11 protein-coding genes are annotated in these 13,142 nt (G+C 58.4%); 1 reads left to right on the plus strand and 10 read right to left on the minus strand.

The genetic code is table 11. The features are described from left to right. Nucleotides 1–35 precede the first annotated feature (35 nt). The 10 genes from RBB75_RS10460 to RBB75_RS10505 all read right to left on the minus strand — a co-directional run bounded on the left by RBB75_RS10460 (nt 36) and on the right by RBB75_RS10505 (nt 11,362). Nucleotides 36–1,226, minus strand: a complete 1,191-nt coding sequence (locus tag RBB75_RS10460) for a glycoside hydrolase family 27 protein (RefSeq protein WP_179636534.1) — start codon at nt 1,224–1,226, stop codon at nt 36–38. A gap of 57 nt (nt 1,227–1,283) precedes the next feature. Further along, nucleotides 1,284–1,823 (minus strand): GNAT family N-acetyltransferase, encoded by a 540-nt coding sequence (locus RBB75_RS10465; RefSeq protein ID WP_179636535.1) that lies wholly within the window; start codon nt 1,821–1,823, stop codon nt 1,284–1,286. A gap of 67 nt (nt 1,824–1,890) precedes the next feature. After that, on the minus strand, nt 1,891–2,166 hold the full coding sequence (locus RBB75_RS10470) for a hypothetical protein (RefSeq protein ID WP_179636536.1): 276 nt from the start codon (nt 2,164–2,166) through the stop codon (nt 1,891–1,893). A 26-nt stretch (nt 2,167–2,192) separates the two neighbouring features. Further along, nucleotides 2,193–5,015: a ComEC/Rec2 family competence protein gene (locus tag RBB75_RS10475; RefSeq protein WP_353068052.1), complete on the minus strand. Its 2,823-nt coding sequence runs from the start codon at nt 5,013–5,015 to the stop codon at nt 2,193–2,195. A 53-nt stretch (nt 5,016–5,068) separates the two neighbouring features. Beyond that, entirely contained in the window at nt 5,069–6,361 is a 1,293-nt protein-coding gene (rlmD, locus tag RBB75_RS10480; RefSeq protein ID WP_179636538.1) for a 23S rRNA (uracil(1939)-C(5))-methyltransferase RlmD, read from the minus strand. Continuing rightward, nucleotides 6,358–7,074 carry a hypothetical protein gene (locus tag RBB75_RS10485; protein ID WP_179636539.1) on the minus strand — a complete coding sequence of 239 codons (717 nt, stop codon included), beginning with the start codon at nt 7,072–7,074 and terminating at the stop codon, nt 6,358–6,360. The genes rlmD and RBB75_RS10485 overlap by 4 nt, the downstream gene beginning before the upstream one ends. A 55-nt stretch (nt 7,075–7,129) precedes the next feature. After that, nucleotides 7,130–7,945, minus strand: coding sequence for a type III pantothenate kinase (locus RBB75_RS10490; RefSeq protein ID WP_179636540.1), 816 nt, complete (start codon nt 7,943–7,945; stop codon nt 7,130–7,132). A gap of 26 nt (nt 7,946–7,971) precedes the next feature. Continuing rightward, complete coding sequence (locus RBB75_RS10495) at nt 7,972–8,790, minus strand: biotin--[acetyl-CoA-carboxylase] ligase (RefSeq protein ID WP_179636541.1); 819 nt, start codon at nt 8,788–8,790, stop codon at nt 7,972–7,974. A 7-nt stretch (nt 8,791–8,797) separates the two neighbouring features. Beyond that, nucleotides 8,798–9,682, minus strand: coding sequence for a carboxylating nicotinate-nucleotide diphosphorylase (gene nadC, locus RBB75_RS10500; RefSeq protein WP_353068053.1), 885 nt, complete (start codon nt 9,680–9,682; stop codon nt 8,798–8,800). A gap of 474 nt (nt 9,683–10,156) precedes the next feature. Then, nucleotides 10,157–11,362 carry a DUF2252 family protein gene (locus RBB75_RS10505; RefSeq protein WP_353068054.1) on the minus strand — a complete coding sequence of 402 codons (1,206 nt, stop codon included), beginning with the start codon at nt 11,360–11,362 and terminating at the stop codon, nt 10,157–10,159. Between the two features lie 320 nt (nt 11,363–11,682). Here RBB75_RS10505 and RBB75_RS10510 point away from each other — a divergent pair, with 320 nt between their 5' ends. After that, entirely contained in the window at nt 11,683–12,999 is a 1,317-nt protein-coding gene (locus RBB75_RS10510; RefSeq protein ID WP_353068055.1) for a serine hydrolase domain-containing protein, read from the plus strand. Nucleotides 13,000–13,142: the final 143 nt, after the last annotated feature.

Here is a 13,142-nt window from a genome sequence, read left to right on the forward strand (position 1 = left end):
CGGCGGTAGCCTCTTCGTTTGCTGTCGATTCGTAACTACGGTTTGATCGTGAGCATGACCACGCCGTGGCTGGGCACGTCGGCGGAGTAGCTCCCGCTCTGTTTGCCCAGATCGCTCACCGTCCAGAGATTTCGTACCGAGGCAGAGACAGAGTCGGGGTAGCCGAGGTCGGTCCACGCGACGGCGATCTTCGCGGCTGCGGGGCTGCGGTTGAGCAGTGCGACGGCGCGGCCGCCGTCCTGTAGTTGCTTCGACCAGATCTCCAGGTCGCCCGTCTTTTTGACTCTGCGTGCCTGGTGTCCGAGCGGGTCCTGATCGATAGCGATGACCTCTTTGTTCAACAGAATCTCTTTGGTGTCGGGCGTCATGTTGGAGATGTCGTTGCCCGCCAGCAGGGGCGCGGAGAACATCGCCCACATGCTGAAGTGTGCGCGCGACTCTTCTTTGGTGAGGCCACCGTTGCCGACCTCGAGCATGTCAGGATCGTTCCAGTGGCCGGGACCGGCGTAGGTCTCGAGTCCACTCATCTGGTCGATGATCTGGGTTACGCCGTTGCCGCCCCAGTCTTTCTTACAGTCCCAGCAGTCTTGTATGTCTCCGGTGGAGCGCCACAGGTTTCCGATTGGTCCTGCCCACAGCCATGGCTTGGTCGATCCCCACTCGCAGATGCTGAAGACGATGGGTCTTCCCGAGTCGGCAAGTGCATTGCGCATCACGGTGTAGGAGGACTCGCTGTTCTGGCCGGGGAGCGTGCTGCACCAGTCTTCCTTGAGGTAGTCGACGCCCCAGTTGGCGTATTGCTTTGCGTCCTGGTACTCGTGGCCGATGCTGCCTGGACGCTTGGCGCAGGTCATGGCGCCGGCATCGGTGTAGATGCCGAACTTCAGGCCCTTCGAGTGGACATAGTCGGCGAGCGCCTTGATGCCAGAGGGGAAGCGCTCGGCGTCGGCGATGATGTTGCCTGATGCGTCGCGGCCGGTCTGCCAACAATCGTCGAGGATGACGAACTGATAGCCCGCATCCTTCATGCCGCTGCTCACCATGGTGTCCGCGGTCTCGCGCACGACCTTTTCATTGAGTCCTTTACAGCCGAACTTGTTCCAGCTGTTCCAACCCATGGGGGGAGTTTTTGCAAGGCCGTTGTCAAGAGCTTGTCCAGAGACCGATAGCACGATGACTGTCAGCATTACCAACCAGATTTTTATAAGGAAACGAGTTCGACCCATTGCAATGCACTCCTCTTCGGAAAGCGGCACGAGATTTTCTACGAGCCTCACGAAATTCTAACCTTTGTGAGGAAGCAACTGTTTGGTTGGCGTTACGTGGAGCCGCTTTTCGTAGCATAGGAAGCGCAGCCCCGGCCTGAACTCGAGGCCGATCTCTCCGGCCAGCAGGTAACCCAGCTTCGGAAAGAGCCTCTGTGTCGCTTCGTTGTTGGTGTTGGTGTCGACGCGGAGGGCGGTGATGCCGCGCTCGACTGCAACTTCTTCGGCTCTCTGCATGAGTGCGCCGGCTGCTCCCTGGCCGCGGAATGCAGGATCGACCGCAAGACGGTGCACTACGATTGCAGGTTCGTTGATGTCCCATCCGACCTGGGAGTAGTCGGGGTCCTGATCCATGGTGATTGCAGCGAGACCGGCGATGTTGCCGTTCGCTTCGGCGATCCAGAGCTGGTTCAGATCGATGTCGCGCTGAAAGACGGCGTCGTTTGGGTAAGTTTCGTCCCACTGGAGATTGCCTGTCGCACGCATCAGCGGAACGACGCGCCTGACGAGGTTCATCAGCGCCGGGAGATCATCTTGTGTTGCCAGCCGGATCTGCATCGTCTTCTCAGCGTAACAGGAGCGGCGATGCGAATTTCTGCTGCATGAGAGTGCGAAGCAACCGAAGCTACATGATTCGAAAACGTTCGCGCATGAGGCGTTGGAAGCGAGGACGCCAGATGAGGTCATAGGCTAACTCTTTTCCGGGGAACATGGCCAGGGCAGCCCTTCTGCTGTCGGCGATCATCTGGGCTGCCTCGTCCACTGTCAGCGACCCGTCCTGCGCGATGACCTGCATCACCATGTTCATCATCATCTGCATTCTGCGGATCAGTTTTTGTTCTTCTGCCCGCTCTTCCGCGCTGATCACGACAGCCTCAGCATTTGGCCCATTCAACTCCATCGAAACCTCCCGATCAAGTCAGCTACTTATGGATTAGACGCATCGACAAGCTCACGGATCTTTCCATCCCGGCCCAGCAGGAAGGTGGTCAAGCCAAACTCGTCCGTTCGATACAGCTTAGTGCGAGCGTCAGCAATTCGTTCGATCACTTCGTAACGGGGGTGACCAAATGTATTCCCCTTGCCGACCGACACAACGGCATCTTTTGGGGCGGCGACAGCGAAGAACTCCTGAGTCGTCGAGGTGCGGCTGCCGTGGTGGCCGATCTTCAAGAGCGTGACTGGCGAAACTCTTCCATGCGAGAGCATCTCGCGTTCGCTGGGGGCTTCGGCATCACCTTCCAACAAAACGGACGCGTCGCCGTATTGCACTCGCATCACGAGCGAGTCGTTGTTGATGGGCTCTCGAGGGTTGACGTACCCGGACTCGGGCGCGAGCATCGTTATCTGCGTTCCTGCCCAGGCAAGCTGGGTGCCCGCGTAAAAATGACGTACGGTGACTCCAAGATCTTTTGCTTCGTCGAGCAGCGAACGGTAGGCATCGGAGTTGGGATCGATGCTGACCCATAGTTCGCGAGGGCGAAAGTTGCGAAGGACTGCGGGCATTCCGCCCATGTGATCGCTGTGGGCATGGCTAAGGGCAAGCACATCGAGCCGACGAAATCTGCGTGACCAGAGATACGGCGAGACGACCTCCTCGCCAACGTCGAAGCGGCTTGTCGCTTCTGCGGCCTCGGTGACTCTCCCGACTGGTCCGCCGGCATCGATCAGCATCGTTGCACCGTCGGGGCTGACGATGAAGATGGAGTCTCCCTGTCCGACGTCGATCGCTGTCACCTCCATCATGCCGGGTGAGACGATCGAATGCTCCGGCCACAGCACGATCAAGGCGACCAGCGGAAGCGCGACGACTGCAGCCCAGGCCCAGTTGCGGGATCGTCGCACGGCCCAGTAGGAGAAGGCCCACGCAATAACTGCCAGGATAGCGACCCACCACGCTGGAGCGGGGACGCGCAGATCGGCTGCATGAACTGCGCTGACGTGGCCGATCACTCCCGCAACTCCGTGGAGCAACAGAGCCGTCATGGCGCCCGGCAGCAACGCTAACCAGGGGCTGACGAGGGAGGCGCAAAATGTAACGACTGCGGTAGGAGCGAGTATAGCGACCAGCGGCACGCTCAACATATTGGTGGGGACGGCGAACATGGTTGCGCGGTGGAAGTAAACTGCCATCGGCAAGACCATTACCATCTCGGCCACTACGCCTATCAACGACAACTCCAACGCCCAGAGACTGCAACGAATCAGTGCGGGCAGCAACTCCCTGGACCAGTGACCCGGTAACTTTGCGATGGCTTCGCTGGCCATTCGCAGCATCAGCCGAAACTGCGCCACTCGAGGGGGCAGGCCCGTGTCGATCCACTTGTCCCAGAGGTTCTCCGCGGCGTTGGCATACGGAAGAAAGCTGCGCTCTCCCAATGGAATCGCGATGCCGCCGATCGCAACGATCGCGAGGAACGTCATCTGGAAGCTGGCTTCGAATAGCGCGCTTGGAGATAACACCAGGACAGCCAGTGCAGCGGCTCCTAGAGCGTTCAGTACGTTGCGATCCCGACTTAAAAGACGCGCCATGAGAAAGACCGTTGTCATGAAGAGCGCTCGTTGCACGGGCGCGCCAAAGCCAGTCAGCAACGCGTAGCCAAAGGTCAAGGCGATGGTAAGCGACGTTGCGAGCCAATCGTGCAGTTTGAGCCGGCGAGCCAGCCAGAAGACGAGGCCAGCGAGTAGGCCGACGTGCATTCCTGAGACCACAAAGAGATGAAACGACCCTGTTCGCTCGAAGCCTACGCGTTGAGTTTTATTGAGGCCGGCGCGGTCGCCAAACAGCATTGCGTTGAGCATCCCTGCGTCGTCCGCGCAGAGCCGCAGGATGTTTGGAAGTCCTCGATTCGCCTTCGAATGCACGTAGCCAACCACGCGGCCCGAAGCCCAGCTTTGTGCTGCGAAGATCCTGCATTGCCACTGCGCTGCGCGTTCGGACTGCATCGCAAGTTTTGAGCCGGCTTCGTCGAGGACGGAGACCTTCGAGGTACGCACGCTTGCATGAGCGCCGATTCCCTGTGCAAGCAGGTAGTCTGCGTACTGCCACGCGCCAGGATCACGGTAGTACTCGGCCACCTTCAGTCGCATGGGAGCCTGCACCAGGTCGCCACACTTCAGCGTGGGAAGCGGTTGACTGGCAGATACGGCGAGACCTGTAACGGCGGCGTTCGTTGCAAGCTTGTCAGGAACGACATTCATGCGCACGCCACCTTTGACAGGGGCCATCCATGCAACGTCTGGCGTTACCTCCTCCACCGCATCGACTTGAATATCGACTGAGAGTGCGCCGACAGCCGCCGCCTCCTCGTCAGCCTCTTTCTCCGGCCACCAACCTGCTTCCTTATCCTGATCCGAGTTTTCCTGCACGGGAGCTAACTCGCGAACCCGTACGACGCGTCCTCTGACTTGTCGGCTCAGTCCGTCTGCATACGCTTTCAGAGCGTGTTGAGTAGGCGGAGCGGGCTGCACCTCCGCGCAGAAGAGTCCAAGGGCCATCCAAACGGTGGCAAGAGGGACGATTGCGATCCGGAAAGACCATCGCAGGCTGGCTAGCGTCAGACCGCACAAGAGTGAGATGGCAACGAGCACGATGATCGTTGGTACGTGATTCCGAGCCATCACTTCGCCCAGAGCAAACCAGCAGACCGCCGTCAGCAGAGGAGCGCGACGGAACTTGAGCTGGGGAACGCGTGCGACTGCCTTCGGCCAGAGATCGGGGTTCGGCTCGTTGGTTCTTCCGGTCTTCATTGCTCTGCCTGCGGACCGCACTTATCAACCATTTCACCACAAGGTGGCCACGTTTATCTGCGCAGAATCACGATCGTCTCAAGATGAAACGTCTGAGGAAACAGGTCGACCAAGTGGAGTTCTTCGAGGTTGTAGCCCGCGTCTACCAGCATTTTCAGGTCTCGAGCCAGAGTTACGGGATCGCAGGAGACGTAGACGATCTCGGGGGCCGCAACGCGCGCGAGGAGTGCGCAAACCTCGGCTCCGACACCGGCCCGCGGAGGGTCAACGACGATCAACTGAGGGCGTTCTCGCTGCACCACAGCCTGACGGAGGAATTCAATGGTGGTGGCTTCGATGGCGTGCCTGCCTGTTCCTTTGAAGGATTTGATCAGATCGGTGGCGGCGGCTTCGACGGCTACGACCTGCTGAAACGTCTTCGCCAGTGCTCGAGAAAATAATCCCACGCCTGCGTATAGATCCCATGCTAGTTGTCCCTGACGATTTGTTGCGACGATCCGGACAAGCTCCTCGATGAGAAAGCGGTTGACCTGGAAGAAGGCGCCGCGGCTCACCCAGTAGTCTTCGTTTCCTGCCTGATAACTCAAGCCTTGTGCTCCCCAACTCTCTAAAGGACGCGGCTTCTGTAGCTGTCGCTGTGGTCCTGCGGGTTTTAGGAGAGAGGTGCCAGCTCCCGTGAGCTCTGGCACGAGCTGTTTCATGCGGTCACACAATGGGGCTAACCCAGGTTGATCTTTTCGGACAAAGACGGTCATCTGCAGCTTCTTTTCGTCGGCTGTTGTAAAAAACTCCGCTTCGACAGCGTTGAGTAGCCAGCGACTTGAAGCAGTGTTCTCTGTCGCCACTTGCAAGAGGCTTTGAGCCGCGCGCCACAGCAACGGCGCAGTGATGGGGCACTCCTGAATCGCAAGAAACACATTGGTGCCCTGCCGGTTGTAGCCGACTTTCAGGATGGAGTCCAGCTCTTCGAGCCGCAGGCGCATACGATTTCTGTAAGCCCAGGGAGCCGCGGAATGAAGCTGAATCTCAGGTAGCGTTTTCAACCCGGCACGTTCGAGCGTCTCCTGCAGGATGGATGCCTTCATCTTCACCTGCGCGGGATATTGGGTGTGCTGGTAGTGACATCCACCACACTCTCCGAAGTGTGGACACGCTGGCTGGACACGGTCTACCGAATCCTCCAGCACCTGCAGAAGAGAGGCTTCCTCAAAGTTCTTTTTCTGCTGCTGAATCTGGACCTCGACCAATTCGCCTGGTAGCACGAAGGGTATAAAGACAGAATCTCCATCGGACTGATGAGCAAGGCAAGCTCCGCCATAGATTGCTTTTTCAATTTGTAACTTCATTCGTGGCTCATATAAAAGAGGCTGAGGCGAGGCAGTCGGCGCGCTTCCAGCAACCGCTTCTGAAGAAACTGCTGCTGTACTTGTTTGATCTGGACGGCCTGCATCTTGCCGCGGTAAGGCGCCAGTTCGCGAGCCGCCTGTTCGCGTAAGGCGACCAATTCGTCTTCAGGCGCGGCGGTCATCAAAGCGGCAAACATCTTCTCTTCGAGCACGCTGAGCGTCCTATCGAGCTCTTCGAGCGAATGCGTCGTTTCACCGCGCAGGCCGGTGGCCAGGGCTCGCAGTCTCGCTGCGACTTCGGAGGCCATTGCGTCTGCCGGCGGAGTCAGCTTTGCCGACTCGATTGCTGCAGCGTTGTCGTCTAGGTATCGTCCAACGCGTTCGGTCTCGAAGCCGCTCTCTGCTGTCTGAGTGTTCGGTGTAGGAGCCGCACCGATAGACGCTTCCATCGCCTGCTCCACGGCCTCCATCACACTCTGGGCGCACCACGCCAAGCCGTTCACCTTGCGCGTTCTTGTTGTGGCGCGAAGAGCTTTCGCATCATGTTTGTCGAAGGCGTTATCGATTCCGCGTAATACCGCTTCCAGAGGCACGCCGGCTTCCCGCCATGTCTCGATCAGAGCCCAATCCAAGGTAGAGAGCATCAGGAGCGAGCCGCGGCGCTGCTGAAAGCGTTCCTCGATCTCCGTGAAGTAGTTGAAGTAGTTCTGCATTGAATCTCTACAGCTTAAGCCAGCGCGGACGAGCGTGCCTAAACGTGCTTCGTAGTTAGGTCCCGCGCTTTTTGTGCCGGTCAAGATTGCGCTCGTAGATGAGGCGCAGTCCGGTCAACGTCAGCAACTCATCCACTGCTCCGATGTACTTCGATCCGCCGGCAATGAGTTTTGCGAGGCCGCCAGTGGCAACGGTTTTAGTCTCGGGTCCCATCTCGGCTATCATGCGTTCGAGGATGCCGTCGACGAGCCCGATGTAGCCGTAGTAAAGGCCAATCTGGATGTTGTCGACGGTTCCGGTTCCGATGACCTTTGCGGGTTTTTTGATATCGATTCGCGGCAGCCGGGCCGCGCGCGAGAACAGAGCATCGGCGGAGATGCCTAGCCCCGGGGCGATCGCGCCGCCGAGGAACTCGCCTTTTTTTGAGAGCACGTCGAAGGTTGTTGCAGTGCCCATATCCACCACGATGCACGGTCCTCCGAAGCGCTCGAAGGCCGCGATGCAGTTGACGATCCGGTCGGCGCCGAGCTCTGCGGGGTTATCCGTCAAGACGGGAATGCCGGTCTTCACGCCAGGTTCGACGAAGACGGGCCTAACATGAAAGTACAGCTCGCAGACCTGGCGCAGGGTTGAGTCCAGTGGGGGGACTACTGAGGAGATCGCGATGCCGTCGACTACTCCAATCTCCAGCCCTTTTAAGCCGAAGAGATTGCGCAGGAGAATGCCGAACTCATCGCTGGTCAGTTTCGACGAGGGTGTTGTGATGCGCCAGTTCGCCACCAACTCCGGCCCCGTCGCCGTTGCTTCGTTGGCCAGCCGGTAGAGCCCGAGAACCGTGTTGGTGTTGCCCACATCCATTGCCAGTAGCATGGTTCGAATCTCCCACCCTGTTCGGTCTAGAACGGACGAACTCCGCCGGAGAGTACCGTATGCAGCTCTCCATCGTCTCCTGCGATACGCAAAAAGCCGCGAGGGTCGAGCCCTGTCGTCACGCCAGTATATCCGCCGTCCTCGTCGACTCGAACGCGTTTGCCTCGCACCCAGCTTGACGCTGCTTCAAATCTCTCTAACAGGGAGGGGCGCGTGGAAGCTTCACGGAGCTCATCCTCGAGAAGGTGAATCTCTTCGTCGAGAGCGCGCAGAAGTTCGATCAGTACGCGTTCCCGTGGATGCGAACTTCCGCCTTCGCGGCGCAGCGAGGTGGCGAAGGGTTCAATTTCGGCAGGGAAGTTGCTGTGATTTACATTGATGCCGATCCCTATGACGGCGTATCGAAGCATCGTGGGAGTGTCAGACTGCGAGGGAATCGAGGAGGTTTCGACCAGGATGCCTCCGCATTTTTTTTCATCGAGAAGAAGATCATTGGGCCAACGAATATCTGGTCTAAGGCCTGTTACGGCGGCGATGGCTGCTTGCGCAGCAAGGCCGGTTGCTAGGGATAGCCAGAGTGCGTCGACTAAGGCTATTTGCGGGCGAAGGAGCACGCTTAGGTAAAGCCCGTCGCCGGGTATGGAGTGCCAGGTGTTGCCGCCGCGCCCTCGCCCTGCGGTTTGCTCATCGGCGACCCACACGCTGCCATGCGATGCGCCTGCTTGTGCGGCTTCCAACGCCAGCAAGTTGGTGGACCCAACCGTTGGGAGATGCTGCAGATGGCCGGCGAAGGGGGAGCGGGCGAGTGCAGCGACAATGGAGGAAAGATCGAACGAATCAGCCACGCTGCCCTCAGTAGATGTCCGCTGTTATGCGCATGCTCAGGTCAACTGCAACGGCTGAGTGGGTGAGTGCGCCGACGGAGACGAAGTCCACTCCGGCTAAGGCGTAGTCACGCACCGTCTTCAGATTCATGTTGCCGGAGGCTTCAACTGGGACGTTTGGCAGGGTGGCGCGAATCTGCTTGACCGCTTTCTTTACCTGCGAAGGAGTCATGTTGTCGAGCAGGATGGACTCTGCGCCGCCAGCGATAGCTTGATCTAATTCTGCCTGGCTGCGGGCTTCGACCTGCACGACCTGGCCTGTTTTTCGGCCTTGGAGGGCGCGCTCTAGCACTGTTGGAAGGCCGCCGCCGAGCGAGATGTGATTGTTCTTGATGAGGATTCCGTCCTGCAGATCGAGGCGATGATTGACGCCGCCGCCGCAGCAGACGGCGTACTTATCGAGAACGCGCAGGCCTGGTATGGTTTTGCGAGTGTCGAGGACTTTTGTCTTGGTGCCGGCGACTGCTTTTACGAACTCGTTGGTCAGTGTGGCGATGCCGCTCATGCGCTGCATGAGGTTGAGGATGACGCGCTCGCAGGAGAGGATGGCTGCAGCGTTATGGCGAATCACGGCGAGGGTTTGGCCCTTCTTCACGCTTACGCCGTCGAAGATCTCGGGGTGGCTGATGACCTCGAAACGCCCGGTTGACGCGGTCTGCATCTTTGCGAAGATATCGAGAAATACGGGGATGCAGCCTAGTCCGGAGACGACGCAGGCCTGCTTGGCGATGATGGTTCCGGAGGCGCGGAGATTGGGTGGGATGGTGAGAGCGGTGGTGACGTCGTTGGCGACTTTGTCTTCAGCCAGGGCAGCTTCAAGGATGGTGCGAATCCGTTTGCTCTTCCAGTCCATTCTCTAATCCTAAACCTCTTGGTTTTGCAGAAAAAATATGGGCGTGGTGGAGGGGGAGTTTTTTGCTGTTTTTGGGCTTTTTTTGAGGGGGTTTTGGGAAAAGTAGGTGTTTTGACGTGGTGTTTTGCTGGTGTGATCGTGGTGGTTCGCTGGTGAAAGGTGGTGTTTTAGCTGCGTGTTTTTGGTGGGCTAAAAATAAGCCAACTGTTAGAGATTTTTCTGTGGAAAATCTTTGATTGGGAGTGAGGAGGGTTGAGTGCGTAGGTTATGCCTGCCTTTCTGGATCGAGAGATGCCTTGGTTCGCCCTGCGCGGGCCGCGCCCACTTCGTGGGGTGTATACCGGCTTCGCCCGGGCCTCCCAATGGTCGGCTGATATTTCATCGCGACCAACGGGAGCGTCAACCGAAGGGGTATACCCGTCACGAAGTGACCGCACCGCGCGTAGCGGGCTGCCGGCAGGCCGCTCTTCTTCACTAGGCGGTTGCGTAGAGGCGGCAGTGTTCGAGGTAGGCGGTTTCGTGGCTGGCGATGAGCTCGACGATGCTGGTCCACATCCAGCCGGGGGCGTTGAGGGTCTTTGACTGGTTTTTGGTGAGCTCAGCAGCCCAGCGCTTGCGGGTGGCAGCGTCCATCTGGCGGGCGTGGGCTTTGCCGACGATGTAGGCGAGATAGCTGGCGGCGTTGACGGCTTCCTCGCGGGTGAGGCGGTCGATCTCGAGCTTGAGGTCCTGAGGCATGAGCTCGCGCAGGACGACTGGGCGGCCTAGGAACTTCGCGGCGAGCATGCGTTCGCCGAGATATGGAGACAGGTTCGAGGCGCCGGTGACGACCCGCTGGGCGAAGTCTCTGGGCATGTCGGCGTTTTTGGCTGCCGGTGCGGCGGCTCGCACGGCCTCCTTGATGTCGACGAGGCAGTACTCCTTGTCTTTCTTCGGGCCTACGCCGAGCAGGACGGCGTAGCGAAGGCGGCCGAGGGAGCTGCAGCCCTTCATCCAGTAGGCGGCGTCGAGCACACGGATCTTGGCGTCGTCGTCGCGATGCTTGAGCGAGGTGATGAGCTTGCGGGCGTCTTCCTTCTGGAAGAGCTGTTTGATCTCTTCCTTTTCCTCTTCGGAGAGTGCCCAGAAGCGATCGCCGAGCGGAATGGTTGGCTCGACGTCCTCAATGCGCTCCTGGGCCAGATGACGCCACTCGCGATTGACGGCCTGACGAAGCACGGTCTCGACCGGGCGCAGGTTTTCAGGCGTTTTCTGGATCTTCTTTGCGCGTTGCGGGACGAGGGCGCTGCGATATCCCTGGACCATCTGCTCCATCATGAGGGCGGTGGTGACTCCGGGAAGGTCGGAGCCGCGGGCGGCGGTGGCGAGGGAGAGGCCGAGGCGGATGAGATCGTGCGCGGGGTTGCCGATGACGGTCTGGTCGAGGTCGCGGATCTCGATCTCGACTTTGCCGTCGGAGTTGGCGACGGGACCGAGGTTGCCTACGTGGCAGTCGCCGCAGATCCATACGGGAGGGCCCTGGGGGAGCTTGCGGGCGGAGTCTTCCTTGAGCCACTGGTAGAACTGGAGGGTGTTTCCACGGACATAGGCGTGGGCAGAGCGTGCCATCTTCAGGCGACGACGTTCTTCGAGTATGGCCTGGCGATCGGCTGGGTTGATTTCAATTACTTTTTTCCGCATCAACCAGTATTAGCAGAAAATTCACATTCATTGTGTGTCTTGCGGTCGGCATATGCGCAGACTGAAAGTTTTTCGATAGTGGGTCAGTTTGATGTGAAGGGGTCAATTTGCCGAAAAGCTGATTTTAAGGAACTGCGTCGGATAGGTCAACAGAAGCGCGTTTCTCGTTACTTGACTTGGAACCTCTCTGCCTTTCCTGCGTATGTCCCATCAGCAGGATACTCAGTCCGAAGAAGACACTATGCGGCGCAGCATCGGGATTTTCTGATGGCATACTTTTCGATGGCCAGCAACGCAGACCAGTCTGGAGATAACGAATCATGATCAGAAGAGCCGACTCGATGAGCCGCCGTGAAGCATTGGCTTTGACTGCGAAGACGGGTTTTGGGACGCTGGTTCTCAGCTGGACCGGTTTCGCGCAAACTGGTCCGGTCCCCACAACTGGAAAGTCCGTACCTGAATTGAAACATCTCGACGAGGTTCTGGTGGACTATCTCCGCAACAATCCATCACTTGCAGGCGCGAGTCTTGCCGTCGCGCGGAACGGAGATGTCATTTATGCTCGTGCGTTCGGCTATGCAGATGTGGAAGCCAGGTTGCCCGCTCAGCCATCGTCTCTTTTCAGGATCGCAAGCGTAAGTAAAACATTCACCTCCGCTGCGATCATGCTCCTCGTGCAGCGGGGCAAACTGCGGCTCACCGATCCAGTGTTTCCGTTGCTCGCACTGGAGATGCCGTTTCATGAGCGGACACCACTCGATCCGAGACTGAATTCCATTACCGTCCATCAAGTGCTTTGCCACACAGGTGGCTGGGCGGCCAACCTCGCGAGGAATCCGTTCGAAACGTGGACCGGTTTCGACCCGATGTTCTCCACTTTGCAGATCGCGCAAAGTCTTGGAAGCCAATCACCGGCACGCCCTGTAGACATCGTTCGATTCATGATGACTCGTCCGTTAGATTTTGATCCCGGCACTCACTATTCGTATTCGAACTTCGGCTACTGTGTCCTTGGAAGAGTAATCGAGAAGGTCTCCGGTAGACCCTACGCGGACTTCGTGACGAGTGAACTGTTCAAGCCGCTCGGCATTGCAGACGCTCGCATCGGCCATTCGCTGGCTGAAATGCGGGCAGAAGGAGAAGTCCGGTATTATTCCGCCGACGATCCCACTCCGACCTCCAAAAACGTCTTCGGCGGGAAAGACGTGGTTTGGCGGTACGGAGGTTTCCAGGTCGAGGCGATGGATTCGCACGGCGGATGGATCGCAACCGCATCGGACCTCGCGCGATTCGGCGCATCGTTAGACATCGCACACCCAAACGGCCCTTTGACTGGCGAGTCCATTGACAAGATGTTTTCGCGCCCCGCGGAGTCGGGAACGTCCTCCAATGGCATCGACTTTACCGAATACTACGGCTATGGATGGCATGTTAGCTCGACAGAGCCGGAAGGTCGATCGGAGTTCCACGGCGGAAACTTTTCGGGAACTTCGGCGTTTCTGATGCGGAGACAGGACGGCGTTGTATGGGCGATTGTCTTTAACTCTACATTTGATAATCAGAATCAGTTACCTGCAGTGGCCATGGCGCCAGCAATCAACGGCTCGATCAATTCCACAGTGAAGTGGCCAGGATAGAAACAAACTGTGCGCCGAGAGTCTGACTATGCCCACATCAGGCCTATAAGTCTGCTTATCGGTAGTGAGGTGATTGCAAAGCCAGTCATTCCCCAGAAGGGGCTTTCGGCAGGTTCTTGTGCCGCAGTCGAAGCTGACCTGCC

The organism is Tunturibacter empetritectus, from assembly GCF_040358985.1.
Lineage (GTDB): Bacteria > Acidobacteriota > Terriglobia > Terriglobales > Acidobacteriaceae > Edaphobacter > Edaphobacter empetritectus.

Excerpts from the sequence above, each read along its gene's own strand:
- RBB75_RS10460 (WP_179636534.1), bottom strand. The coding sequence starts at position 1,226 with ATGGGTCGAACTCGTTTCCTTATAAAAATCTGGTTGGTAATGCTGACA.
- RBB75_RS10465 (WP_179636535.1), bottom strand. The coding sequence starts at position 1,823 with ATGCAGATCCGGCTGGCAACACAAGATGATCTCCCGGCGCTGATGAAC.
- RBB75_RS10470 (WP_179636536.1), bottom strand. The coding sequence starts at position 2,166 with ATGGAGTTGAATGGGCCAAATGCTGAGGCTGTCGTGATCAGCGCGGAA.
- RBB75_RS10475 (WP_353068052.1), bottom strand. The coding sequence starts at position 5,015 with ATGAAGACCGGAAGAACCAACGAGCCGAACCCCGATCTCTGGCCGAAG.
- rlmD (WP_179636538.1), bottom strand. The coding sequence starts at position 6,361 with ATGAAGTTACAAATTGAAAAAGCAATCTATGGCGGAGCTTGCCTTGCT.
- RBB75_RS10485 (WP_179636539.1), bottom strand. The coding sequence starts at position 7,074 with ATGCAGAACTACTTCAACTACTTCACGGAGATCGAGGAACGCTTTCAG.
- RBB75_RS10490 (WP_179636540.1), bottom strand. The coding sequence starts at position 7,945 with ATGCTACTGGCAATGGATGTGGGCAACACCAACACGGTTCTCGGGCTC.
- nadC (WP_353068053.1), bottom strand. The coding sequence starts at position 9,682 with ATGGACTGGAAGAGCAAACGGATTCGCACCATCCTTGAAGCTGCCCTG.
- RBB75_RS10505 (WP_353068054.1), bottom strand. The coding sequence starts at position 11,362 with ATGCGGAAAAAAGTAATTGAAATCAACCCAGCCGATCGCCAGGCCATA.
- RBB75_RS10510 (WP_353068055.1), top strand. The coding sequence starts at position 11,683 with ATGATCAGAAGAGCCGACTCGATGAGCCGCCGTGAAGCATTGGCTTTG.